The following is a 25,066-nucleotide window of genomic DNA, read 5'->3' on the forward strand; positions in this document are numbered from 1 at the left end:
ATTCGTTAATAAAAAAGGGCGCCTGTGTAAGGCGCCCTTTTTTGTGGCTGTCCGTTACATCAATCGATGTACTCGAAGACCTTGACGATTTTCTGTACGCCCGACACGCCCTGCACCAGGTTGGCGGCGCGAGTGGCTTCAGCCTGGGTCAGCAGGCCCATCAGGTAAACGATGCCGTTGTCGGTCACGACCTTGATGCGCGAGCCGGGAATCGCGTTATCGGTGAGCATCTGCGCCTTGATCTTGGTGGTCAGCAGGGCATCGTTGCTGATGGCCAGCAGGGTGATCGGGTCCATCACCTGCAGTTCGTTATGAACCTTCTTGACCCGCTGCACGGCCGCGGCGGCTTGTTCGGCCTGGGCCTTGAGGTCGGCACGCGGTGTCTGGCCGGCCAGCAGTACCACGCCGTTGAAGCTGGTGACGACGATGCGTGAAGCACCGTTGCCCAGGTCTGGAGCGGCTTTGGCGACGTTGACTTCGACCTTGGTTTCGATCAGCGAGTCATCGATCTTGCTGCCGAAGGTACGGGTGCCCTTGTCATCCTGAATAGGGGTGTCACGTGTTGCAGTGATGGCCGTGCTGCAGCCGCTGATAGCGAGGCACAGGGTGATGGCCAAAAGGCTGAGGCGGTTAACGGTCATTCTTCACTCCCAAACAGTTGGCTGTCGATCAGATCGCACAGGCAATGGATCGCCAGCAGGTGGACTTCCTGGATACGTGCGGTGACATTGGCCGGAACGCGAATCTCCACGTCTTCGGGCAACAGCAGCGAGGCCATGCCTCCACCATCGCGTCCGGTCAATGCTACGACAATCATTTCGCGATCATGTGCGGCCTGGATCGCTTGAATAATATTCGCCGAGTTGCCGCTGGTGGAAATCGCCAGCAGCACGTCACCTGGTTGGCCCAGGGCGCGGATCTGCTTGGAGAAGATTTCGTTGTAGCTGTAATCGTTGGCGATCGAGGTGATCGTCGACGAGTCGGTGGTCAAGGCGATGGCCGGCAGGCTCGGACGCTCACGCTCGAAGCGGTTGAGCAGCTCGGACGAGAAATGCTGGGCATCGCCGGCCGAACCGCCGTTGCCGCACGAAAGCATTTTGCCCTCGTTGAGCAGCGCATTGACCATGACCTGACTGGCTTGCTCGATGTGCGGTGCAAGTACGTCCATCGCCTGTTGCTTGGTGTCGATGCTGGCCTGGAAAAGCTGGCGAATTCGGGATTGCATGTCCATCTGTGTGACCTTAAGTAGCGCGGCTGTTTGGCACAGGAATGTGCAGCCCGCAAAGCAAAGAGCAAAAGTGTTGGGTGAAGATGTCCGGTGAATCAGCTGTCGAAGGCATCTTTGAGCCAGTTCAGATCAGCCTGACCAGACGGTGTGCTTTCTAGGGCAACCACATCGAAACGGCAGGGGGCGTCGGCCCAGCGATGCTCTTTTTGCAGGAAGAACTGCGCGGCGAGTATCAGCTTCTGACGCTTGCGCCCGTCAATACTGGCGAGCGCGCCACCCCATTGTGCGTGTTTTCTGTAGCGGACTTCGACGAATACTACTGTATCGCCGTCAAGCATGACCAGATCAAGCTCGCCACGTTTACATAACCAGTTCTGCGCCAGTAGGCGCAGACCCTGGTGTTGCAGGTATTTCAGCGCTTGAAGTTCGGCATCCTTGCCGCTTTGTGCGCTGGACCTCTCAGGCATCAGCGAGGGGTGTCCGGCAGGCGCTGGATCTCGCCGCCGACGAATTTCGCCCAAGGCATCTGGCGATCAACGCGTTGGTTGGCGCTGATGCCCAGGTTGCCCGACAGGCCGTCAACGCGGGTATCCGGCAACGCCTTGAGTTGCCCCAGGCGTGGCGCCAGGCGGTAGGCGTCGACGCCCATCGCGTACAGACGGCCAAGGCTGCCGTTGGCCTGCGGCCATTGTGCGGCAACCTGGTTGCGCAGCGGGTCGGTGGTGTTGAGCAGCCAAGGGGTTTCGCAGAACATCACGTTGGTCATGTCCAGGTACTGGTTCTTGTCGCCGCTGGCACTGAATACGTGGGAGGTGGCGTACACCGGCACATCGCCGGCGTATTGGAAGTTCAGGGTCGGCTTGATCTGCTGGGCCAATTGCGGGGTCACGGCCAGGAAGATGAACTCGATGTCCTGGCGACGCGACGGCTGCGCGGCTACGTCGGTGCCGACGGTGCTTTGCAGGCTCTTGGCACGGCCTTCGCTTTTGCGCAGTTGGAACAGGTCGGCGATCTGCTGGGCCAGTGCCACTGGCTGATCAACGTACTCAACCCCCATGACCGTGCCGCCGTTGGCTTCCCAATCCTGACGGAAGGCCTTGTAGACACGCTCACCCCATTCGCCACGCGGCACCATGGCCGCAGCACGATGCAGGCCGTCGGCCCGTGCACGGCGCGAGACTTCGCGGGCTTCGTCTTCCGCGGCCAGGCCGAACTGGAACAACTGCGCAGGGCTGCGATCCGTCTCGCTGTAGTTCAGTGCCAAGGTGGTGATTGGCAATTGCGGGCGTGCGCTGAGTTGTTTGACCAGCGGCTTCTCCAGCGGGCCGACCACCAACTGCACGCCGGCGGCCTGGGCTTTGGCGTAGAACTCATCGATGGAGGTCAGGCGCGAGCTGTCATAGAACTCGATCACCGGCGGCTTCTGCCCGGCCTGTTCGGCCTGGTAGTGCGCAGCCATGAAACCTTCACGCAGCGCCTTGCCGACGGAGGCCAGCGGGCCATCCTGCGGCAGCAGCAGGGCGATCTTGTTCAGGGGCTGGCTGGCCAGTTCCTTGAGCTTGGTGAGCGGCGTCGGCAGTTGCACGGCAGCCGGGTGGCCCGGGTTCTGCGCGCGCCAGGTGTCGATGGCGGCTTGTTGTTGCTCCAGCGTACCGGCGCCCTTGACCGACTGGGCCAGGGTGATCCAGCCATCCAGCACCGGGTTGCCGCTGGCTTGCAGTTGTTCGGCCGGCAGGGCGGCGATCAATGCCCAGATGGCTTCGTGGTTGCTGTTGGCGGCATCGCCTGTGAGCAGCGGGGCCATGGCAACGCGCTCGCGGGCGGCGGCCAGGGTCTGGCCATCGGCTTCATAAGCGCGGGCATGCACAGTACCGGTGCGGATCTGCTGTTCAGGCGGCAGGTCCTTCAGGTTTTGCAGGCTCGGGTGGTTCAAGGCGGTCAGCGCGGCCTTGGGCTGGTTGCGCGTCATGGCCAGTTCGGCGGCCAGGGTGCTGGCAAATACTTGCGCGGCTGGCTTGAGGACATCCAGGGGCACCTGCGCAAGTATCTGCGACGAGCGGCCAGGATTGTTCTGTTTGTAGGCCAGGTCGGCTGCGCTCAGGCGCAGCATAGCCGCCTGTTCTGGCGTCTTGGCGGTAGTGGCCTGTTCGAGCAGTTGCTCGATACTGGCGTCCGGGGTCCGTGGAAGGTCGCCAAGGCTGGACGAGGGCGAGCTGGCACACGCGGCCAATAAGGCAGCGAGGCAGAGGGCGGAGAGCAGCCGCAGGCAAGCGATCATGTAAGTGTTCCTGATACCGATCAAATTAGCGTGGAATTGTACCCAAGCACTGGCCCAGGCGCGATGTTACTGGCGTGAAACCGTCGATTTAGGTTGTGCAAATGTTGATATTGGTGACGGAAGGCTGAAAAGGCATCGGCCGTGATGGCATATTTTCAAGGCGCCTACGCGCTACAATGTGGCTTTTGCCAACCATCGAGGTGTGCGTTTTGACTGCTCCAGGTCCTTTGAATTCCACTGCAGGCTCGCTTTTTGTCGTGGCGACGCCCATTGGCAACCTGGACGACATCAGTGCCCGGGCGCTTAAAGTGTTGCGCGAGGTTAAATTGATCGCGGCCGAAGACACACGGCACTCCCAGCGGTTGATGCAGCATTTTGGTATCAGCACGCCCTTGGCGGCCTGCCATGAACACAATGAGCGCGAAGAAGGCAGCCGTTTTATCGTGCGCCTGCTGGCGGGCGACGACGTGGCGCTGATCTCCGACGCGGGTACCCCGCTGATCTCCGACCCTGGCTACCATCTGGTGCGCCAGGCGCGGGCCGCTGGTATCAATGTAGTGCCTGTTCCGGGAGCCTGCGCGCTGATCGCTGCATTGTCGGCGGCCGGCCTGCCTTCCGACCGCTTTATCTTCGAAGGTTTCTTGCCGGCCAAGGCGGTAGGGCGGCGTGCGCGTCTTCAAGCGCTAAAGGAAGAGCCGCGCACCTTGATTTTCTACGAAGCGCCTCATCGCATCCTTGAATGCCTGCAGGACATGGAGCTGGTCTTTGGCGGCGAGCGCCTGGCGCTGCTGGCCCGTGAGCTGACCAAAACGTTCGAAACCCTCAAGGGGCTGCCCTTGGAGGCGCTGCGTGGGTTTGTCGAAGGCGACAGCAATCAGCAGCGCGGCGAGTGTGTGGTGCTGGTGGCGGGTTGGACGGCACCGGAAAGCGAGGACGCCGTCAGTAGCGAGGCGATGCGTGTGCTGGACCTGCTGCTCAAGGAAATGCCCCTCAAGCGTGCTGCGGCGTTGGCCGCTGAAATTACCGGTGCACGCAAGAATGTGCTGTATCAAGTTGCGCTGGATAAACAGAAAGCCGAATAGTTCCGGGGTTAAACCGGTATTTCGTCCGAAGGTGATGGCATTGCTGTACTTTTAATACTTGTCCTAACTCCGCCGTGCCGTTAACCTGCGCGGCGGAGAGTCGATTGGACAGTCGCTGCCTTCTATGAAAATTAGGGGGGGGAGGAAAGTCCGGGCTCCATAGGGCGAAGTGCCAGGTAATGCCTGGGAGGCGTGAGCCTACGGAAAGTGCCACAGAAAATAACCGCCTAAGCGCTTCGGTGCCGGTAAGGGTGAAAAGGTGCGGTAAGAGCGCACCGCGCGACTGGCAACAGTTCGTGGCTAGGTAAACCCCACTTGGAGCAAGACCAAATAGGGTCCCAAGGCGTGGCCCGCGCTGGGACCGGGTAGGTTGCTAAAGATGTCCAGTGATGGCCATCGTAGACGAATGACTGTTCAAGACAGAACCCGGCTTATAGATCGACTCTCCACCTTTTTCCTTCTGTCCGAATCTCGGGCAGAAACCCGGTAGTAACGCAAGAATCCCTCCCTGCCAAATCATTGGCAGATGCATCTTCGTAATACCAAAAAAATCTTACTCTTAATAAATTACTTTAACTTTGGCCTATAGCGCTTTGAGCTATCTGCGCTTGTTGGGCCAAAAATACCGTCGAACTCTGGTTTCTCCTCCGTTTGCGCTCCTAAATCTCCGTTCTGTAAGGCTTTTCCTTGAATCCGCGCCTTGACGGTGTGGTGGGCGCATTCCTATAGTGTGCGCAAGTGGCGGAAAGTGGCACAAAGTGGGTTTTTTGAACGTAAAACGCTAAAATTTGGAGAAACGCATCTGTGTTTCGCGGAGCTAACGCTATCAGTCTCGATGCAAAAGGCCGTCTCGCCATGCCGAGCCGGTATCGTGACGAGCTCATTTCGCGAAGTTCCGGACAGTTGATCATCACCATTGATGCCGTTGACCCTTGTTTATGTGTTTACCCGCTCGATGAGTGGGAGTTGATTGAAACCAAGTTGCGCGCCCTGCCTTCATTGCGTGAAGAAAACCGCCGCCTGCAGCGTTTGCTGATCGGTAATGCCGTCGACCTCGAGCTCGATGGCAGCGGTCGTTTCCTGGTGCCCCCGCGTTTGCGCGAGTACGCCAAGCTCGACAAGCGCGCAATGCTGGTCGGCCAACTGAACAAGTTCCAATTGTGGGACGAAGATGCCTGGGATGCTGTTTCTGCAGCTGACCTGGCTGCTATTCAACAACCGGGCGCCATGCCTGATGAACTGCGTGATTTGATCCTGTGACTATTGATAGCGGCTTTAACCACATCACCGTACTGCTTGACGAAGCCGTTGAGGCTCTCGCCGTACGCGCGGATGGCTGCTATTTGGATGGCACGTTCGGCAGGGGCGGGCATAGCCGGTTGATACTCAGCCAGCTCGGGTCCGACGGTAAGCTCCTCGGGTTCGACAAAGACCCCCAAGCGATTGCCACCGGGCAAGCGCTAGCGGCCGAAGACGGCCGCTTTGTCGTTGTGCAGCGCAGCTTTGCCGAGCTGGGTGCCGAAGTCGCCGAGCGCGGCATGGCAGGCAAGGTGGCCGGGGTTTTGCTCGATCTGGGCGTGTCTTCGCCACAGCTCGATGACCCTGAGCGCGGCTTCAGTTTCATGAACGATGGTCCGCTCGACATGCGTATGGACCCGACCCGTGGCGTGAGTGCTGCGCAGTTCATCGCCACCGCGCCAGTGGAAGAAATCGCCCGTGTGTTCAAGGAATACGGTGAAGAGCGCTTCGCCGGTCGCATGGCTCGCGCCGTGGTCGAGCGTCGCGAAATCCAGCCGTTTGAACGCACCGCTGACCTGGCCGAAGTGCTGAAAGTCGCCAACCCAGCCTGGGAAAAGGGCAAGAACCCGGCCACCCGTGCGTTCCAGGGCCTGCGCATTCACGTCAACAACGAATTGGGCGACCTGGAGGCTGGCCTCGAGGCTGCCCTCGAGGCGCTGGAAGTGGGGGGGCGCCTGGTGGTGATCAGCTTCCACTCCCTGGAAGACCGTATCGTCAAATTGTTCATGCGCCGCCTGGTCAAGGGCGAATCCGACAACCTGCCGCGCAACCTGCCGGTGCGTTTCGAAGCCTTTGTGCCGAAAATCAAAATCCATGGCAAAGCGCAGTTCGCTTCCGAAGCCGAACTCAAGGCCAACCCACGTTCCCGTAGCGCTGTCATGCGTGTTGCGGAGAAATTGCGGTGAGCAAGCTTTTCGCCAAGCCCCTCCCGGGCGGCAGCTTCTTTATGTTGCTGTTGTTTGTCGGCGTGCTGGTTTCCGCGATTGCGGTGTCCTACAGCGCCCACTACAACCGTCAACTGCTCAATACCCTGTACGGGGAATTGAGCGTGCGTGACAAGGCGCAAGCGGAATGGGGTCGGTTGATCCTGGAGCAAAGCACCTGGACGGCCCATAGCCGCATCGAAGTGCTGGCCACCGAACAGCTGAAAATGCACATTCCGGGCGCTGCTGACGTTCGCATGGTGGCGCCATGATGAAACTCGAGGGCGCACTCTACCCATGGCGTTTCCGCCTGATGCTCGGCTTGCTGGCATTGATGGTGGGTGCGATCGCCTGGCGGATCATCGACCTGCAAGTGGTCGACCGCGACTTCCTGATCGGCCAGGGCGACGCCCGCAGCCTGCGGCATATTCCGATTCCTGCGCACCGCGGCCTGATCACCGACCGTAATGGCGAGCCCCTGGCCGTCAGTACACCGGTAACTACCCTGTGGGCCAACGCCAAAGAATTGCAGGTCGCCAAAGACCGCTGGCCGCAACTCGCTGCCGCCCTGGGCCAGGACCCGAAAGCCTTGGCTGAACGCCTTGAGGCCCAGGCCAACAAAGAATTCATCTACCTGGTGCGCGGCTTGACGCCCGAGCAAGGCCAGCAAGTGCTCGACCTTAAAGTCCCCGGTGTCTACGGCATCGAGGAATTCCGTCGTTTCTACCCGGCCGGTGAAACCACCGCGCATATGGTTGGCTTTACCGACATTGATGACCACGGCCGCGAAGGTGTGGAACTGGCCTACGATGAATGGCTGGCCGGGGTTCCCGGCAAACGACAAGTCATCAAGGATCGGCGCGGTAGGCTGATCAAGGATGTCCAAGTCACCAAAAACGCCAAGGCCGGTAAGCCCTTGGCGTTGTCGATTGACCTGCGCCTGCAATACCTGGCCAACCGCGAGCTGCGTAACGCGATCATCGAGAACGGCGCGAAGGCCGGGAGCCTGGTGATCATGGACGTCAAGACCGGCGAGATCCTCGCCATGGTCAACCAGCCGACCTACAACCCTAACAACCGTCGCAACCTGCAACCGGCGATGATGCGCAACCGCGCCATGATCGACGTGTTCGAGCCGGGTTCGACCATGAAAGCCATCTCCATGAGTGCCGCCCTCGAAACCGGGCGCTGGAAACCCAGCGACAAGGTCGAGGTGTATCCGGGTACGTTGCAGTTAGGCAAATACACCATTCGCGACGTGTCGCGCACCGAAGGTCCGGTGCTGGATTTGACAGGTATCCTGATCAACTCCAGTAACGTGGGCATGAGTAAGGTCGCCTTCGATATTGGCGGCGAAACCATCTACCACCTCGCACAGAAGATCGGTTTGGGCCAACCCACCGGCCTGGATTTCCCCGGCGAGCGTGTGGGTAACCTGCCGAACTACCGCGACTGGAAAAAGGCCGAGACCGCCACGCTTTCCTATGGTTACGGCCTGTCGGTGACGGCGATCCAATTGGCTCATGCTTTCTCTGTATTGGCGAATAATGGCCGAATGGTTCCACTGAGCCTGATCCACGTCGACGAGGCACCGAAAGCCACCCAGGTGATTCCCGAAAACGTCGCCAAGACCATGCAAGGCATGCTGCAACAAGTGATCGAAGCCCCTCGTGGTGTGTTCCGTGCCCAGGTGCCGGCGTACCACGTGGCCGGCAAGTCGGGTACGGCGCGTAAGACATCGGTGGGCACCAAGGGCTACGCCGAAAACTCCTACCGCTCGCTGTTCGCCGGTTTCGGCCCGATGAGCGACCCACGCTACGCCATTGTCGTGGTGATCGATGAACCGAGCAAAGCCGGTTACTTCGGTGGCCTGGTCTCGGCGCCGGTGTTCAGCAAAGTGATGTCCGGCACCCTGCGCCTGATGAACATCACGCCGGACAACCTGCCGCCGACCCAACAAGCGAACGCCGGACCACCGGCCGCTGCTGTAAAAGCCAATGGAGGGCGCGGCTGATGTCTCTTAGCCTGAACAAGATTTTTGCCCACGCCGGTCGTGATCTGTTGATTCGCGAGTTGACGTTGGACAGCCGTAATGTACGCGCCGGTGACCTGTTCCTCGCGGTGCCGGGCGGTAAGTACGATGGCCGTGCGCATATCGCCGATGCGTTGCAGCGCGGTGCTGCGGCAGTGGCTTATGAAGTGGAAGGCGCCACCGTGCTGCCGATCACCGATGTGCCGTTGATTCCGGTCAAAGGGTTGGCAAAACAGTTGTCGGATATTGCCGGTCGCTTCTATGGCGACCCGAGCCGTCACCTCAACCTGGTGGGCGTCACCGGCACCAACGGCAAGACCAGCGTGACCCAGCTTGTCGCGCAAGCGCTTGACCTGTTGGGGCAGCACTGCGGCATCGTCGGCACCTTGGGCACCGGCTTTTATGGCGCGCTGCAAAGCGGCCTGCACACCACGCCGAACCCGATCGCCGTGCAAGCGACCCTGGCCGACCTGAAAAAGGCCGGTGCCAAGGCGGTCGCCATGGAAGTTTCTTCCCACGGCCTGGATCAGGGCCGCGTCACCGCCCTGGCTTTTGACGTGGCGGTGATAACCAACTTGTCCCGCGATCACCTGGACTACCACGGCACCATGGAGGCTTACGCCGCCGCCAAGGCCAAGCTGTTTGCCTGGAATGACCTGAAGTGTCGGGTGGTCAACCTGGATGACGCATTCGGCCGCCAACTGGCCGCCGAAGACAGCGAAGCGCGCCTGATCAGCTACAGCCTGGAAGATTCCAGCGCGTACCTGTTCTGCCGCGAAGCCCAATTTAATGACGAAGGCGTGCGCGCCACGTTGGTCACGCCTCAGGGCGAACACCATCTGCGCAGCACATTGCTCGGGCGCTTCAACCTGAGCAACGTCCTCGCCGCCATCGGTGCGCTGCTCGGCCTGGATTACGCCCTGGATGAAATCCTGCGCGTGCTGCCCAAGCTTGAGGGCCCGGCCGGTCGCATGCAGCGCCTCGGTGGCGGCAAGCAGCCGCTGGTGGTGGTCGATTACGCCCACACCCCCGACGCCCTGGAAAAAGTCCTGGAAGCCCTGCGCCCACACGCCAAGGGCAAATTGCTGTGCCTGTTCGGTTGTGGCGGTGATCGCGATCGCGGCAAGCGTCCGTTGATGGCCGAGATCGTCGAGCGCTTGGCCGATGGCGTGCTCGTCACCGACGACAACCCGCGCAGCGAAGACCCGAGCCAGATTTTCGACGACATCCGCGCGGGCTTCAACGACGTGTCCAAGGCCGCTTTCGTCGCCGGCCGCGGTGCGGCCATCGCCCAATTGATCGCCAGCGCCAGCGCTGACGATGTGGTGGTACTGGCCGGTAAAGGTCACGAGGACTATCAGGAAATCAACGGCGAACGCCATGCCTTCTCCGATCTGGTCGAGGCCGATCACGCCTTGACAGCCTGGGAGGTCGCCCATGCTTAAAGCGATGACATTCAACGAGCTGGCCCAGGCCCTGTCGGCCCGAATGCTGTCGAGCGATTGCAGTTTCGACGGCGTCAGTATCGACAGTCGCAACATCAAGCCGGGGCAACTGTTTGTCGCGCTCGCCGGCCCGCGCTTCGATGGTCACGACTACCTGAATGACGTCGCCGCCAAAGGGGCTGTAGGTGCCTTGGTGCAGCGTGAAGTGGCGGACTCTGCATTGCCGCAACTGCTGGTCGCCGACACGCGCCTGGCCCTCGGCCAGCTGGGGGCGTTGAACCGTGCCGCATTCACTAATCCCGTTGCGGCCATCACCGGCTCCAGCGGCAAGACCACGGTCAAGGAACTGCTCGCTGGTGTGCTGCGCACGCGCGGCCCGGTGCTCGCTACCCGTGGCAACCTCAACAATGATTTCGGCGCACCCCTGACCCTGCTCGAACTGGCCCCGGAACACACGGCGGCGGTGATCGAACTGGGGGCTTCGCGCATCGGCGAAATCGCCTACACCGTGGCGCTGACCAAGCCCCACGTCGCGATTATCAACAACGCCGGTACCGCCCATGTCGGTGAGTTCGGTGGCCCGGAAAAAATCGTCGAAGCCAAGGGTGAAATCCTCGAAGGCCTCGACGCTTCGGGCACAGCGGTATTGAATCTGGACGATAAGGCCTTCGAAACCTGGCGTGTACGCGCCGCCGGTCGCAAGGTCCTGACGTTTGCCGTGCTCAACGCTGCGGCCGATTTTCACGCATCCGCTATCACCGTCGATGCCCGTGGCTGCCCGTCCTTTACCTTGCACTCCCCGCAAGGCAGCGAACATGTGCAGCTGAACCTGCTGGGTAACCACAACGTCGCCAACGCCTTGGCCGCTGCCGCCGCGGCCTATGCCTTGGGCGTGTCGTTGTTTGGTATCGCCACTGGCCTGGGCGCAGTGCAGCCGGTCAAGGGCCGCACCGTCGCGCAACTGGCAACTAACGGCATGCGCGTGATCGACGACACCTACAACGCGAACCAGTCCTCGGTCTGCGCCGCTATCGACCTGCTCAAAGGCTTCGACACTCGCAAGGTGCTGGTACTGGGCGATATCGCCGAACTGGGCGACTGGGCCGAGCAGTCCCACCGCGAAGTCGGCGCTTACGCCAGCGGCAAAGTCGATGCGCTCTACGCCGTCGGCCCGAACATGGCGCATGCCGTCAACGCGTTCGGGCCCGGTGCGCGGCATTTCGCGACCCAGGCCGAGCTGATCCAGGCGCTGACGGCGGCTGAACACGACACGCACACAACCATTTTGATCAAGGGATCGCGCAGCGCGGTGATGGAAAACGTCGTCGCGGCCTTGTGTGGCTCAAGTACGGAGAAACATTAATGCTGCTGCTGCTGGCTGAGTATCTGCAACAGTTCCACAAAGGCTTCGCGGTCTTTCAGTACCTGACCCTGCGCGGGATTCTGGGTGTGCTGACTGCGCTGTGTTTGTCGCTGTTCCTGGGGCCGTGGATGATCCGCACCCTGCAGAACCTGCAAATTGGTCAATCGGTCCGTAATGACGGCCCGCAGTCGCACCTGTCCAAATCCGGCACCCCGACCATGGGCGGCGCATTGATCCTGTCGTCCATCGGCATCAGCACCTTGCTGTGGGCTGACCTGCACAACCGCTACGTATGGGTGGTGCTGTTGGTGACCTTGCTGTTCGGTGCCATCGGTTGGGTGGATGACTACCGCAAAGTGATCGAGAAAAACTCCAAAGGGCTGCCTAGCCGCTGGAAGTATTTCTGGCAGTCGGTGTTTGGCCTCGGCGCCGCGATTTTCCTCTACACGACAGCGCCAAGTGCGGTCGAAACCACCTTGATCATCCCGATGCTCAAGGACGCCAGCATTCCACTGGGCATCGGCTTCGTGGTGCTGACCTACTTCGTGATCGTCGGCTCCAGCAACGCGGTGAACCTGACCGACGGCCTCGACGGCCTGGCGATCATGCCGACGGTGATGGTGGGCGGCGCGCTCGGCATCTTCTGCTACCTGTCGGGTAACGTGAAATTCGCTGAATACCTGCTGATCCCTTATGTACCGGGCGCGGGTGAATTGATCGTGTTCTGCGGCGCGCTGATCGGTGCCGGCCTGGGGTTCCTGTGGTTCAACACCTACCCCGCACAAGTCTTCATGGGCGACGTCGGGGCACTGGCGCTGGGCGCGGCCCTCGGCACCATTGCGGTGATCGTGCGCCAGGAAATCGTGCTGTTCATCATGGGCGGTGTGTTCGTGATGGAAACCCTGTCGGTGGTCATCCAGGTGGCGTCCTTCAAGTTGACCGGGCGCCGCGTGTTCCGCATGGCGCCGATTCACCACCACTTTGAACTCAAGGGCTGGCCTGAGCCACGCGTGATTGTCCGTTTCTGGATCATCACCGTGATTCTGGTACTGGTCGGCCTTGCCACCCTGAAACTGAGGTAGAAACGAGTGTCCCTGATCGCTTCAGACCACTTCCGCATCGTTGTCGGCCTCGGCAAGAGCGGCATGTCCCTGGTTCGCTTCCTGGCGAACCGGGGCAAGCCGTTTGCTGTGGCCGATACGCGGGAAAATCCACCGGAGCTGGTCACGCTGCGCCGTGACTACCCGCACGTGGAAGTGCGTTGTGGCGAGCTGGATGTCGAGTTTCTGTGCCGCGCCGATGAGCTCTACGTGAGCCCCGGCCTGGCGTTGGCGACACCGGCCCTGCAAGCCGCAGCGGCGCGTGGCGTGAAACTGTCCGGCGATATCGACCTGTTCGCGCGTCACGCGAAGGCGCCGATCGTGGCGATCAGCGGTTCCAACGCAAAAAGCACCGTCACCACCCTGGTCGGCGAGATGGCTGTGGCGGCCGGTAAGCGTGTCGCCGTGGGCGGCAACCTCGGTACGCCGGCGCTGGACCTGCTCAGCGACGACATCGAGTTGTACGTGATGGAGCTGTCGAGCTTCCAGCTGGAAACGACTCACGACCTTGGCGCCGAAGTCGCCACCGTCTTGAACGTCAGCGAAGATCACATGGACCGCTACAGCGGCCTGCCGGCGTATCACCTGGCCAAGCACCGAATCTTCCGCGGCGCCAAGCAAGTGGTGGTCAACCGCCAGGATGCGCTGAGCCGTCCGCTGATGGGCGAGGGCCTGCCGTGCTGGACCTTCGGCCTGAGCAAACCCGATTTCAAAGCCTTCGGCATCCGCGAAGAGCACGGCGAGAAGTACCTGGCCTTCGAATTCCAGAACCTGATGCCGGTGCGCGAGCTGAAAATCCGTGGCGCGCATAACCAGTCCAACGCCCTTGCGGCCTTGGCGCTCGGGCATGCCGTGGGCTTGCCGTTCGACGCCATGCTCGCGAGCCTGCGCACCTTCGGCGGCCTCGAGCATCGCTGCCAGTGGGTGCGTGACCTCGACGGCGTCAGCTATTACAACGATTCCAAGGCCACCAACGTCGGTGCGGCCCTGGCTGCCATCGAAGGCCTTGGCGCCGATATTGAAGGCAAGCTGGTGCTGATCGCCGGTGGCGACGGCAAGGGCGCCGACTTCAAGGACCTTAAAGGCCCGGTGGCCGCGCATTGCCGTGCCGTGGTGCTGATCGGGCGCGATTCTGACTTGATCGCCGCCGCCCTGGGCGATGCCGTGCCGCAAGTACGCGCCACGTCGCTGGACGACGCCATCGCCCACTGCAAAGTGCTGGCCCAGCCGGGCGATGCGGTGCTGCTGTCGCCGGCGTGCGCCAGCTTCGACATGTTCAAGAACTACGAAGAGCGCGGCCAGCTGTTCGCCCGCGCCGTGGAGGTCTTGGCATGAGTATCGACTTCAGAAACATCATCAAGCCGTACCCGTCGCCGATCATTACCGGGCGCGGTATCGACCTGGATTTCCCGATGCTCGCCGGTTGCTTGGCGTTGCTGGGCCTGGGGTTGGTGATGATCACTTCGGCGTCCTCCGAAGTGGCTGCCGTGCAGTCGGGCAACACGCTCTACATGATGATTCGGCACTTGGTTTACCTGGTGATCGGCCTCGGCGCCTGCATCGTCACCATGATGATTCCCATCGCTACCTGGCAACGCCTGGGCTGGCTGATGCTGATCGGGGCGTTCGGCTTGCTGATCATGGTGATCCTGCCCGGCATCGGCCGCGAGGTGAACGGTTCGATGCGTTGGATCGGCTTCGGCGCGTTCAACGTGCAGCCGTCGGAAATCGCCAAGGTGTTCGTGGTGATTTACCTCGCCGGTTACTTGGTACGTCGCCAGAAAGAAGTGCGCGAAAGCTGGATGGGCTTTTTCAAGCCGTTCATCGTGCTGTTGCCCATGGCTGGCCTGCTGCTGATGGAGCCCGACTTCGGGGCCACCGTCGTGATGATGGGGGCAGCGGCGGCGATGCTGTTCCTCGGCGGCGTGGGTCTGTTCCGCTTTACCTTGATGGTGGTGCTGGCGGTGGCGGCGGTGACGGTGCTCGTGCAAGCGCAACCCTACCGGATGGCGCGTCTGATCACCTTTACCGACCCCTGGTCCGATCAGTTCGGCTCCGGTTATCAATTGACCCAGGCGTTGATCGCCTTCGGTCGTGGCGAGTGGCTGGGCGTCGGCCTGGGCAACAGCGTGCAAAAACAGTTCTACCTGCCGGAGGCGCACACCGACTTCGTGTTCTCGGTGTTGGCCGAAGAATTGGGCGTGGTGGGTTCGCTGTGCACCGTCGCGTTGTTCGTGTTCGTGTGTGTGCGCGGCATGTACATCGGCATGTGGGCCGAGAAGGCCAAACAGTATTTCGCTGCTTACGTGGCGTACGGCTTGTCGTTCCTGTGGATCGGCCAGTTCCTGATCAATATCGGCGTGAACGTCGGCCTGCTGCCGACCAAGGGCCTGACGTTGCCGTTCCTCAGCTACGGCGGCAGTTCGTTGGTGATCTGCTGCGCCTGTCTTGGCTTGTTGCTGCGCATCGAGTGGGAGAGTCGTACCCACCTGGGCAGCGAAGAGATGGAGTTCAGCGAAAGCGACTTCGCCGAGGAGCCGACCCATGGGCGCTAACGTGCTGATCATGGCTGGCGGCACCGGGGGCCACGTGTTCCCGGCTTTGGCCTGCGCGCGGGAATTCCAGAACCGTGGCTACACCGTGCACTGGTTGGGTACACCGCGTGGCATCGAAAATGAACTGGTGCCCAATGCTGGCTTGCGGCTGCACTTGATCAACGTCACCGGCCTGCGCGGCAAGGGCAAACTGTCTCTGCTCAAGGCGCCGTTCGTGTTGCTCAAGGCGGTGTGGCAGGCGCGCAAAGTGATTCGCGACGTGCAGCCGGTGTGTGTGCTCGGGTTTGGCGGTTATGTGACCGGTCCTGGTGGTGTGGCGGCGAAGCTCGCCGGCGTGCCGGTGATCGTGCACGAACAGAACGCCGTCGCCGGCACCGCCAACCGTTTGCTGGTGCCCTTGGCCGCACGGGTGTGTGAAGCGTTCCCGAATACGTTCAGTGCGTCGGACAAGCGCCGCACCACCGGCAACCCGGTGCGCACCGAACTGTTCATGGACATCGCCCGCCAGGCGTTGGCCGGGCGCAAGGCGCACCTGCTGATCCTGGGCGGAAGCCTGGGCGCCGAGCCGCTGAACAAATTGCTGCCGGAAGCGGTGGCGCAACTCCCTGCGGAATTGCGCCCGGAGATCTTCCACCAGGCCGGCAAGAACCACGATGAAGTCACCGCCGCGCGTTACCGCGAAGCCGGTGTGGAGGCAAACGTACAGCCTTTCATCAAAGACATGGCCCATGCCTATGGCTGGGCCGACCTGGTGGTCTGTCGCGCTGGTGCGCTGACCGTCAGTGAACTGGCCGCCGCCGGTCTGCCGTCCTTGCTGGTGCCTTTGCCCCATGCGATTGACGATCATCAGACCCGCAACGCCGAATATTTGGCCGGGGAGGGCGCTGCCTTCCTGCTGCCGCAAAGAACGACTGGCGCCGCCGATTTGGCCGCACGCCTGACCGAGGTTTTGATGCAACCGGAACGACTCAACAGCATGGCGAGCACCGCAAGCCGCCTGGCCAAACCTGACGCAACCCGCACCGTGGTCGATATCTGCCTGGAGGTGGCCCATGGTTGAGAATCAGAAAGCCATGCCACAACCTGAGATGCGCCGCATCCGTCGCATCCACTTCGTTGGTATCGGCGGCGTGGGTATGTGCGGCATTGCCGAAGTGCTGCTGAACCTGGGTTATCAGGTATCCGGCTCTGACTTGAAAGAGTCGCCGGTCACCGATCGCCTGAAATCCTTTGGCGCACAGATTTTTATCGGCCACCGTGCCGAGAACGCCGCTGAGGCTGACGTGCTGGTGGTTTCCAGCGCCGTGAACACCTCCAACCCGGAAGTGGCGACGGCCCTTGAGCGCCGCATTCCCGTGGTGCCACGCGCCGAGATGCTGGCCGAGCTGATGCGCTACCGCCACGGCATTGCCGTCGCCGGTACCCATGGCAAGACCACCACCACCAGCCTGATCGCCTCGGTGTTCGCCGCCGGTGGCCTGGACCCGACGTTTGTCATCGGTGGCCGCCTGAATGCAGCCGGTACCAATGCCCAGCTCGGCACCAGCCGTTACCTGATCGCCGAAGCCGACGAAAGTGATGCCAGCTTCCTGCACCTGCAACCGCTGGTGGCCGTGGTTACCAACATCGACGCCGACCACATGGCGACCTACGACGGTGACTTCAACAAGTTGAAGAAAACCTTCGTCGAGTTCCTGCACAACCTGCCGTTCTACGGTCTGGCCGTGGTGTGCCTGGATGATCCGGTGGTGCGTGAAATCCTGCCGCAGGTCAAGCGCCCGACCGTGACCTACGGCTTCAGCGAAGACGCCGACGTGCGCGCGATCAATGTGCGCCAGGAAGGCATGCAAACCTACTTCACCGTGCTGCGTCCCGACCGTGAGCCGCTGGACGTCTCAGTGAACATGCCGGGCAACCACAACGTGTTGAATTCCCTGGCGACCATTTGCATCGCCACCGATGAAGGCGTCAGCGATGAAGCCATCGTCGAAGGCCTGTCGCGCTTTGCCGGTGTTGGCCGTCGCTTCCAGGTCTACGGCCAACTGCCGGTAGAAGGCGGCGATGTGATGCTGGTGGACGATTACGGTCACCACCCGACCGAAGTCGCCGCCGTGATCAAGGCTGTGCGGGGTGGCTGGCCGGAGCGCCGCCTGGTGATGGTGTACCAGCCGCACCGCTACAGCCGTACCCGCGACCTGTATGACGACTTCGTCAATGTACTGGCCGATGCCAACGTGCTGCTGCTGATGGAAGTCTACCCGGCCGGTGAAGAGCCGATCCCGGGCGCCGACAGCCGCAAGCTGTGCAACAGCATCCGCCAGCGTGGCCAGTTGGACCCGATCTACATCGAGCGCGGTGTGGACCTGGCGCCGATCGTCAAGCCGCTGCTGCGTGCCGGCGACATCCTGCTGTGCCAGGGCGCTGGTGATATCGGTGGTCTAGCACCTAAGTTGCTCGCCAGTCCGCTGTTTGCAGCCGCCCAGGGGAAGTCGAAATGACCACTGACTACGGCTCCCTGTTCTCGACCATCACGCCTGCCGACTTCGGCCGCGTGGCGGTGCTGTTCGGCGGCAAGAGCGCCGAGCGCGAAGTGTCGCTCAAGTCCGGCAACGCCGTGCTCGAAGCCCTGCAAAGCGCCGGTGTGAACGCGTTCGGCATCGATGTGGGCGATGATTTCCTCGCTCGCCTGCAGGCCGAGAAGATCGACCGTGCCTTCATCATCCTGCACGGCCGTGGCGGTGAAGACGGCAGCATGCAAGGCCTGCTGGAGTGCGCCGGCATTCCTTATACCGGCAGCGGCATCCTCGCCTCGGCGCTGGCCATGGACAAGCTGCGCACCAAGCAGGTGTGGCACAGCCTGGGTATTCCAACACCGCGTCACAGTGTGCTGTGCAGCGAAGACGATTGTATTTCTGCAGCCAAGGAACTGGGCCTGCCTTTGATCGTCAAACCAGCCCATGAAGGCTCCAGTATCGGCATGGCTAAAGTGAACTCGGCCGCCGAATTGATCGACGCATGGAAAGCGGCAAGTACCTACGATTCGCAAGTGTTGGTGGAACAGTGGATCCAAGGTCCCGAGTACACCATCGCCACCCTGCGTGGCCAGGTATTGCCGCCTATCGCATTGGGCACGCCCCACACCTTTTACGACTACGACGCCAAGTACGTGGCTTCCGATACCCAGTACCGGATCCCGTGCGGCCTCGACGCAGCCAAGGAACAGGAATTGATGGACCTCACGGCGAAAGCCTGTGAGGCGCTGGGTATCGCCGGTTGGGCGCGGGCAGACGTGATGCAGGATGACCAAGGGAATTTCTGGTTCCTGGAAGTCAACACTGCACCGGGCATGACCGATCACAGCCTGGTACCTATGGCCGCCCGTGCCGCCGGTCTGGACTTCCAGCAGTTGGTGCTGGCGATCCTGGCCGCAAGCATTGAGCCCAGAGGCTAAGACATGAAAGGCGCATCGCTTCGTCATCAGCCCCCACAAGCACCGAGCCGCAAGCCGGTGCCACGGGGTGCCAGCCGAATGGTGGCTAAAGAGCCGATGTCGGCGCGCCTGCCGAAAGCCAATTTTGGTTTCCTCAAGGCGCTGTTCTGGCCGGTGCTGCTGGTGGTGTTGGGCTTCGGCACTTACGAGGGCGCACAGCGTCTATTGCCGTACGCCGACCGGCCGATCACCAAGATCAGCGTACAGGGCGACCTGAGCTACATCAGTCAGCAAGCGGTACAGCAGCGCATCGGCCCGTACCTGGCGGCGAGCTTCTTTACCATCGACCTGGCGGGTATGCGCGCCGAGTTGGAACAGATGCCGTGGATCGCCCACGCCGAAGTCCGCCGCGTGTGGCCGGACCAGGTGACGATCCGCCTGGAAGAACAACTGCCCGTGGCCCGTTGGGGTGACGAGGCGCTGTTGAACAACCAGGGCCAGGCGTTCACCCCGCGTGAGCTGGCCAATTACGAGCACCTGCCGCAGCTGTTCGGGCCGCAGCGGGCGCAGCAGCAAGTGATGCAGCAGTACCAGGCCTTGAGCCAGATGCTGCGGCCACTGGGCTTCTCCATTGCACGCCTGGAACTGCGTGAACGGGGCAGCTGGTTTTTGACGACCGGGGCAGGCAGTTCCGGCCCGGGCATCCAGTTGTTGCTGGGACGCGACCGCTTGGTGGAAAAGATGCGCCGCTTCATTGCCATCTATGACAAGACCTTGAAAGAACAGATTACGAACATTGCGAGCGTCGACCTGCGTTACGCCAACGGCCTTGCCGTCGGCTGGCGTGAACCGGCTGCGCCCACGGCAGCGCAACCCGCTGTCGCGAAGAATTAAGAAGAGGCAGGACCCATGGCAAACGTGCAAAGCGGCAAAATGATCGTCGGTCTCGATATCGGCACCTCCAAGGTGGTGGCGCTGGTGGGCGAGGTCGGGGAAGACGGCGTCATCGAAATCGTCGGTATTGGCACGCATCCGTCCCGGGGCCTGAAGAAGGGCGTGGTGGTGAACATCGAGTCCACCGTGCAATCGATCCAGCGCGCCATCGAAGAAGCGCAGCTGATGGCGGGTTGCCGGATTCACTCGGCGTTCGTCGGCGTGGCCGGCAACCATATCCGTAGTCTGAACTCCCACGGCATCGTGGCGATCCGCGACCGCGAAGTCAGCTCGGCCGACCTTGAGCGCGTCCTCGACGCTGCCCAGGCCGTGGCGATCCCGGCTGACCAGCGCGTGCTGCACACCCTGCCGCAGGACTACGTGATCGATAACCAGGAAGGCGTTCGCGAGCCCTTGGGCATGTCGGGCGTACGTCTGGAAGCCAAGGTTCACGTGGTGACCTGCGCCGTCAATGCTGCACAGAACATTGAAAAATGCGTGCGCCGCTGCGGCCTGGAAATCGACGACATCATTCTTGAGCAGTTGGCTTCGGCTTACTCGGTGCTGACCGACGACGAAAAAGAGCTGGGCGTCTGCCTGGTCGACATCGGCGGCGGCACCACCGACATCGCGATCTTCACCGAGGGTGCGATCCGTCACACCGCCGTGATCCCGATTGCCGGCGACCAGGTCACCAACGACATCGCCATGGCGCTGCGTACGCCGACCCAGTACGCCGAAGAAATCAAGATCCGCTACGCCTGCGCCCTGGCCAAGCTGGCCGGTGCCGGCGAGACCATCAAGGTGCCAAGCGTGGGCGACCGTCCACCGCGCGAACTGTCGCGCCAGGCTCTGGCTGAAGTGGTCGAGCCGCGTTACGACGAGCTGTTCACCCTGATCCAGGCTGAACTGCGCCGCAGCGGCTACGAAGATTTGATCCCGGCCGGCATCGTGCTGACCGGTGGCACCTCGAAGATGGAAGGCGCGGTCGAACTGGCCGAGGAAATCTTCCACATGCCGGTTCGCCTGGGCGTGCCCCATGGCGTCAAAGGCCTGGGCGACGTCGTGCGCAACCCGATTTATTCCACCGGTGTGGGCTTGCTGTTGTACGGGCTGCAAAAGCAGACCGACGGCATTTCCCTGTCGGGGCCGAGCAACCGTGACAGCTACCGCAGCGACGACGAGGCGAAAGCGCCGTTGTTCGAGCGGCTGCAGGCTTGGGTCAAGGGCAATTTCTAACGATTTACCGCAACACCGCAGTAAGCAGTAGGCGAAAAAACTAGAGAAAACGAAAGGAGAGGGAACATGTTCGAACTCGTAGACAACATCCCCGCCAGCCCGGTCATCAAAGTGATTGGTGTTGGTGGTGGCGGCGGCAACGCTGTCAACCATATGGTCAAGAGCAACATTGAAGGCGTTGAATTCATCTGCGCCAACACTGATGCCCAGGCGCTGAAAAGCATCGGCGCGCGGACCATCCTGCAATTGGGCACAGCCGTGACCAAGGGCCTTGGCGCTGGCGCCAATCCGGAAGTCGGCCGTCAAGCCGCCCTGGAAGACCGTGAGCGTATTGCCGAAGTGCTGCAAGGCACCAACATGGTGTTCATCACCACGGGCATGGGCGGGGGTACCGGTACCGGTGCGGCGCCGATCATTGCCGAAGTGGCCAAGGAAATGGGCATCCTGACGGTCGCTGTGGTGACTCGTCCGTTCCCGTTCGAAGGTCGCAAGCGCATGCAGATCGCCGACGAAGGCATCCGTCTGCTGTCTGAAAGCGTCGACTCGTTGATCACCATTCCTAACGAGAAGCTGCTGACTATCCTGGGCAAGGACGCAAGCCTGCTGTCCGCGTTCGCCAAGGCTGACGATGTACTGGCCGGTGCCGTTCGCGGTATCTCCGACATCATCAAGCGCCCAGGCATGATCAACGTCGACTTTGCCGACGTACGTACCGTGATGAGCGAAATGGGCATGGCGATGATGGGCACTGGCTGTGCCAGCGGTCCGAACCGTGCACGTGAAGCCACTGAAGCGGCTATCCGCAACCCGTTGCTGGAAGACGTGAACCTGCAAGGTGCACGCGGCATCCTGGTGAATATCACCGCCGGCCCTGACCTGTCCCTGGGTGAGTACTCCGACGTGGGTAGCATCATCGAAGCCTTCGCTTCCGAGCACGCGATGGTCAAAGTCGGTACCGTGATCGATCCGGACATGCGCGATGAGCTGCACGTGACTGTGGTTGCGACCGGCCTGGGTGCCAAAATCGAGAAGCCTGTGAAGGTTATCGACAACACCCTGCATAACAGCCAAGCCAGCCACGCCAGCCAATCGGCTGCCGCTCCAGCGCCTTCGCGCCAGGAACTGCCGTCGGTGAACTACCGTGACCTGGATCGTCCGACCGTGATGCGCAACCAGGCTCAGGCCGGTGCTGCGGCGTCCCGTAGCCCGAATCCGCAAGATGATCTGGACTACCTGGACATCCCGGCATTCCTGCGTCGTCAGGCCGATTAATGGAATGTATCAGGGCTATGAAGGTGATTGGTGTTCAGCAAAGGTCTGGTCTGCTATTATCGCCAGCCTTTGTTGATACCAGTTCGCAATTTGCGCTGAAGCGGTCCAAGCCATGATTAAACAACGCACTCTGAAGAATATTATTCGTGCCACAGGTGTAGGTCTGCACTCCGGGGAGAAGGTATACCTGACCCTCAAGCCTGCACCTGTCGACACCGGCATCGTGTTTGTGCGTGCCGACCTGGACCCTGTGGTGCAGATACCTGCTCGCGCGGAAAACGTTGGCGAAACCACGATGTCGACCACATTGGTCAACGGTGACGTCAAGGTGGACACGGTGGAGCACTTGCTCTCGGCCATGGCCGGTTTGGGCATCGATAACGCCTACGTCGAGCTCTCCGCGTCCGAAGTCCCGATCATGGATGGCAGCGCTGGACCCTTCGTATTCTTGATTCAATCTGCCGGCCTGGAAGAACAGGACGCAGCCAAGAAGTTCATTCGCATTCTGCGGGAAGTGACAGTAGAGGACGGCGACAAGCGCGCCACCTTCGTCCCGTTCGAAGGCTTTAAAGTGAGCTTTGAGATCGATTTCGATCACCCGGTATTCCGTGACCGCACTCAAAGTGCAAGCGTGGATTTTTCCAGCACTTCGTTCGTAAAAGAAGTCAGCCGCGCCCGTACCTTTGGTTTCATGAGTGACATCGAGTACCTGCGCAAGCACAATCTCGCACTCGGCGGCAGCGTTGAAAACGCCATTGTGGTCGACGCGGATGGTGTACTGAACGAAGACGGCCTTCGCTACGAAGACGAGTTCGTGAAGCACAAGATCCTCGATGCAATCGGTGACCTCTACCTGCTGGGCAATAGCCTGATAGGCGAGTTCAAAGGCTTCAAGTCGGGCCACGCCCTTAACAACCAGCTGCTGCGCAAGTTGATTGAGCAGACAGACGCTTGGGAAGTCGTGACCTTCGAAGATGCCAGCACCGCACCGATCTCTTACATGCGTCCCGTTGCGGCGGTGTAAGTAACAACTCTCTTTCTTTAGTTTTGAAAGGCCACCTTCGGGTGGCCTTTTTTTTTGCTTGAATTTCAGTGCCTTGTATTTATCCGGGCGGCGATGGAGCGTCGAGGTGGAAATGTATTTGTGGTCGGGTAGGGGGTTATGTTCCGGTCGCCAGGTGTTGAATTTTTTTGCAATAGTTAGCGGGTTTTCTTTATTCAAGCTGTCTGAATAATGTAGTGCTGTCGTACTGTTTTTCGATGTGAAGCATGGATGCTCTGAATTGTGGTTTCCACGAATTTCGGAGTGATTTTTATGTTTATGATTTTAGAGCTTGGCAGATTGTTCGATATGAACTTCGTCGGTTATGCCGGGAGTGTTCGAACATGAGTAAAGAAGACGCTATCTTGCACTCGTTCGGTCTGAAGCTCGGTCTGCCCGGGCTGAAGTTTGATGCTTCTCGCGCTTGCCAGTTGAGAGTTGAGGGGCTCAAGCTGGCAATTTATGATAATCGAGTCAGAAAGAGTATGACAATTCTTTGTGAACTCTCGGATCACTCGATGAGTGACACGGAGGTCCTCGATTGGCATAAGTTTCTGTTTGAATCTCAATTTGAATACTTGAATAAGGATACGGCTGTCGTCGGGCTAAATTATCTGTCAGGTGCAATGGTCGCGATGAGTCATATCGCTGATCACGATCTGTCTCTCTCACAGCTCATTGCGAAACTAAATGAGCTGATTGAATGGGTGCTGGAGTGTTCCCACCGGTTTGCCACCCGATCACGTCAGGTGCTTATCGGCCTGTCGCCCCCCACTTATCAGTGTGCGAAGAGCCTGAGCAGAGGTCATTATGCCTAGTATCAGCCCGACCAATTCCCATGACACCCTTCCCACCTTCCCTGACGCATCGGCAGTCGGTGTTTTGGAAAGTAATGGTGTAAAGCGCCGAGTAACTATTGACGATGCCACTGGCCGATTGGGTGGTTCACTACCTGATTCATCAGGTAGCGGTTCCACGGTAGACAAGGATGTTGCTGCTCGACAGATTGTGAAGGCGATTCGGGGATTCATCAGTGGAAAGTCTCATGAGCGGATGATTCACAACGGTTCGCTATGGAGGGGCGCGCCGGCCAGTGCTGAGAAAGACCACATTGATAAACTTTCAAGAAATAACCTCAAAACGCTTTATAAAGAACTGGGGGGACTGTCCGCACAGGAAAGTAAATTTCTCACCGAGTTTTTTAATGTGCCTCTGTATGCGACCCATAGTACGGCCGCTCCGGTAAAACGTGAGGATGACAACATTGCATTGTTTTCGCGTCAAAAACTGATTGATCGAAGTATTATTTTTAATACTGATAATTCACCTCAGGAAGATATAAAGCTATTGGGTAATGATGACTTTGTATTTTTTGCCTTGGAGGCAGGCGTCGAACCCAAGAAGCCAAGTAGCCGTTTTGGTGGTACCACGTTTCGTTTCGAATTTGACGCGCCTGCGTTCAAGGATTCAGCGTGGTTAAGTTTGGTTGAAATGCGTTTTGCACAGACGCCAAATTTGGATCGACATATAGACAGCTTGAGCGGTCCCGAATACGCCCGGGTCTCAAAGCGAAAACTTAATCCATTTGAGACTGTTTTTTCAGGGGGGGACATGAGAGCGGGTATTGGCTTATCGCTTGTTCAGGATTTTCGGAAGCTTTCACCGGCATCAAACCATCGTATGCTTGAATGTACGGGAGAAGTGGAAATGAATAAGCTTGTTAATGGCTTCTATCGTCCAGAGATAAAAGTCGCCAGGCATTTTTTCTCGGACAACTATATGGAGGCGGCCGTCAGAAAGGATGACAAGACATAGGCCAACAGTTGACGGCGTGCGGGGCGCGGC

Annotated in this window: 23 protein-coding genes and 1 other RNA gene; 20 read left to right on the forward strand and 4 right to left on the reverse strand. The window is 60.2% G+C overall.

Annotated features, from left to right (window positions below):
• Positions 1-59: 59 nt before the first annotated feature.
• The 4 genes from ACI512_RS08640 to ACI512_RS08655 form a co-directional block, all read right to left on the reverse strand.
• Entirely contained in the window at positions 60-641 is a 582-nt protein-coding gene (locus ACI512_RS08640) for a BON domain-containing protein (protein WP_012722284.1), read from the reverse strand.
• Entirely contained in the window at positions 638-1,231 is a 594-nt protein-coding gene (locus tag ACI512_RS08645) for a phosphoheptose isomerase (protein ID WP_007904374.1), read from the reverse strand. Before ACI512_RS08645 ends, ACI512_RS08640 begins: the two co-directional genes overlap by 4 nt.
• Positions 1,232-1,323: 92 nt before the next feature.
• Positions 1,324-1,695 (reverse strand): YraN family protein, encoded by a 372-nt coding sequence (locus ACI512_RS08650; protein ID WP_043204808.1) that lies wholly within the window; start codon positions 1,693-1,695, stop codon positions 1,324-1,326.
• Positions 1,695-3,506 carry a penicillin-binding protein activator gene (locus ACI512_RS08655; RefSeq protein ID WP_064054784.1) on the reverse strand — a complete coding sequence of 604 codons (1,812 nt, stop codon included), beginning with the start codon at positions 3,504-3,506 and terminating at the stop codon, positions 1,695-1,697. Before ACI512_RS08655 ends, ACI512_RS08650 begins: the two co-directional genes overlap by 1 nt.
• A 176-nt stretch (positions 3,507-3,682) precedes the next feature.
• Here ACI512_RS08655 and rsmI point away from each other — a divergent pair, with 176 nt between their 5' ends.
• The 20 genes from rsmI (at position 3,683) to ACI512_RS08755 (ending at position 25,036) form a co-directional block, all read left to right on the forward strand.
• Complete coding sequence (rsmI, locus tag ACI512_RS08660; RefSeq protein ID WP_162471070.1) at positions 3,683-4,588, forward strand: 16S rRNA (cytidine(1402)-2'-O)-methyltransferase; 906 nt, start codon at positions 3,683-3,685, stop codon at positions 4,586-4,588.
• 96 nt (positions 4,589-4,684) lie between these two features.
• Positions 4,685-5,038, forward strand: an RNA gene (gene rnpB, locus ACI512_RS08665) — RNase P RNA component class A.
• Positions 5,039-5,392: 354 nt separating this feature from the next.
• Positions 5,393-5,848 carry a division/cell wall cluster transcriptional repressor MraZ gene (gene mraZ / locus ACI512_RS08670; RefSeq protein WP_003171868.1) on the forward strand — a complete coding sequence of 152 codons (456 nt, stop codon included), beginning with the start codon at positions 5,393-5,395 and terminating at the stop codon, positions 5,846-5,848.
• Positions 5,845-6,792 (forward strand): 16S rRNA (cytosine(1402)-N(4))-methyltransferase RsmH, encoded by a 948-nt coding sequence (gene rsmH, locus ACI512_RS08675; protein WP_012722289.1) that lies wholly within the window; start codon positions 5,845-5,847, stop codon positions 6,790-6,792. Before mraZ ends, rsmH begins: the two co-directional genes overlap by 4 nt.
• The gene (ftsL, locus tag ACI512_RS08680; RefSeq protein ID WP_004371991.1) at positions 6,789-7,082 is read left to right on the forward strand and encodes a cell division protein FtsL; all 294 of its coding nucleotides are present in this window, start codon (positions 6,789-6,791) and stop codon (positions 7,080-7,082) included. Before rsmH ends, ftsL begins: the two co-directional genes overlap by 4 nt.
• Entirely contained in the window at positions 7,082-8,824 is a 1,743-nt protein-coding gene (locus ACI512_RS08685) for a penicillin-binding protein 2 (RefSeq protein WP_163825657.1), read from the forward strand. The genes ftsL and ACI512_RS08685 overlap by 1 nt, the downstream gene beginning before the upstream one ends.
• On the forward strand, positions 8,824-10,287 hold the full coding sequence (locus tag ACI512_RS08690; RefSeq protein ID WP_405121736.1) for a UDP-N-acetylmuramoyl-L-alanyl-D-glutamate--2,6-diaminopimelate ligase: 1,464 nt from the start codon (positions 8,824-8,826) through the stop codon (positions 10,285-10,287). Before ACI512_RS08685 ends, ACI512_RS08690 begins: the two co-directional genes overlap by 1 nt.
• Entirely contained in the window at positions 10,280-11,650 is a 1,371-nt protein-coding gene (murF, locus tag ACI512_RS08695; RefSeq protein WP_236383161.1) for a UDP-N-acetylmuramoyl-tripeptide--D-alanyl-D-alanine ligase, read from the forward strand. The genes ACI512_RS08690 and murF overlap by 8 nt, the downstream gene beginning before the upstream one ends.
• Positions 11,650-12,732 (forward strand): phospho-N-acetylmuramoyl-pentapeptide-transferase, encoded by a 1,083-nt coding sequence (gene mraY / locus ACI512_RS08700; RefSeq protein ID WP_064054787.1) that lies wholly within the window; start codon positions 11,650-11,652, stop codon positions 12,730-12,732. Before murF ends, mraY begins: the two co-directional genes overlap by 1 nt.
• 6 nt (positions 12,733-12,738) lie before the next feature.
• Complete coding sequence (gene murD, locus ACI512_RS08705) at positions 12,739-14,085, forward strand: UDP-N-acetylmuramoyl-L-alanine--D-glutamate ligase (RefSeq protein WP_236383170.1); 1,347 nt, start codon at positions 12,739-12,741, stop codon at positions 14,083-14,085.
• Positions 14,082-15,305, forward strand: coding sequence for a putative lipid II flippase FtsW (gene ftsW / locus ACI512_RS08710; protein WP_012722295.1), 1,224 nt, complete (start codon positions 14,082-14,084; stop codon positions 15,303-15,305). The genes murD and ftsW overlap by 4 nt, the downstream gene beginning before the upstream one ends.
• Positions 15,295-16,365, forward strand: a complete 1,071-nt coding sequence (gene murG, locus ACI512_RS08715; RefSeq protein WP_405121737.1) for an undecaprenyldiphospho-muramoylpentapeptide beta-N-acetylglucosaminyltransferase — start codon at positions 15,295-15,297, stop codon at positions 16,363-16,365. The genes ftsW and murG overlap by 11 nt, the downstream gene beginning before the upstream one ends.
• Complete coding sequence (gene murC, locus ACI512_RS08720; protein ID WP_012722297.1) at positions 16,358-17,803, forward strand: UDP-N-acetylmuramate--L-alanine ligase; 1,446 nt, start codon at positions 16,358-16,360, stop codon at positions 17,801-17,803. Before murG ends, murC begins: the two co-directional genes overlap by 8 nt.
• Positions 17,800-18,756 (forward strand): D-alanine--D-alanine ligase, encoded by a 957-nt coding sequence (locus ACI512_RS08725; RefSeq protein ID WP_122810004.1) that lies wholly within the window; start codon positions 17,800-17,802, stop codon positions 18,754-18,756. The genes murC and ACI512_RS08725 overlap by 4 nt, the downstream gene beginning before the upstream one ends.
• Positions 18,757-18,759: 3 nt before the next feature.
• Entirely contained in the window at positions 18,760-19,629 is an 870-nt protein-coding gene (locus ACI512_RS08730; RefSeq protein ID WP_046034338.1) for a cell division protein FtsQ/DivIB, read from the forward strand.
• A gap of 15 nt (positions 19,630-19,644) precedes the next feature.
• Entirely contained in the window at positions 19,645-20,907 is a 1,263-nt protein-coding gene (gene ftsA, locus ACI512_RS08735; protein WP_010213031.1) for a cell division protein FtsA, read from the forward strand.
• Between the two features lie 66 nt (positions 20,908-20,973).
• The gene (ftsZ, locus tag ACI512_RS08740; RefSeq protein WP_012722300.1) at positions 20,974-22,179 is read left to right on the forward strand and encodes a cell division protein FtsZ; all 1,206 of its coding nucleotides are present in this window, start codon (positions 20,974-20,976) and stop codon (positions 22,177-22,179) included.
• A 112-nt stretch (positions 22,180-22,291) separates the two neighbouring features.
• Complete coding sequence (gene lpxC, locus ACI512_RS08745) at positions 22,292-23,203, forward strand: UDP-3-O-acyl-N-acetylglucosamine deacetylase (RefSeq protein ID WP_003171886.1); 912 nt, start codon at positions 22,292-22,294, stop codon at positions 23,201-23,203.
• A 362-nt stretch (positions 23,204-23,565) separates the two neighbouring features.
• A complete protein-coding gene (locus ACI512_RS08750; protein ID WP_122810003.1) occupies positions 23,566-24,039 on the forward strand; it encodes a CesT family type III secretion system chaperone in 474 nt (157 codons plus the stop codon).
• Positions 24,032-25,036 carry a hypothetical protein gene (locus ACI512_RS08755; protein WP_231808457.1) on the forward strand — a complete coding sequence of 335 codons (1,005 nt, stop codon included), beginning with the start codon at positions 24,032-24,034 and terminating at the stop codon, positions 25,034-25,036. The genes ACI512_RS08750 and ACI512_RS08755 overlap by 8 nt, the downstream gene beginning before the upstream one ends.
• The last annotated feature ends 30 nt before the right edge of the window (positions 25,037-25,066 follow it).

This window comes from Pseudomonas petroselini, from assembly GCF_045037875.1.
Taxonomy (GTDB): Bacteria; Pseudomonadota; Gammaproteobacteria; order Pseudomonadales; family Pseudomonadaceae; genus Aquipseudomonas; species Aquipseudomonas petroselini.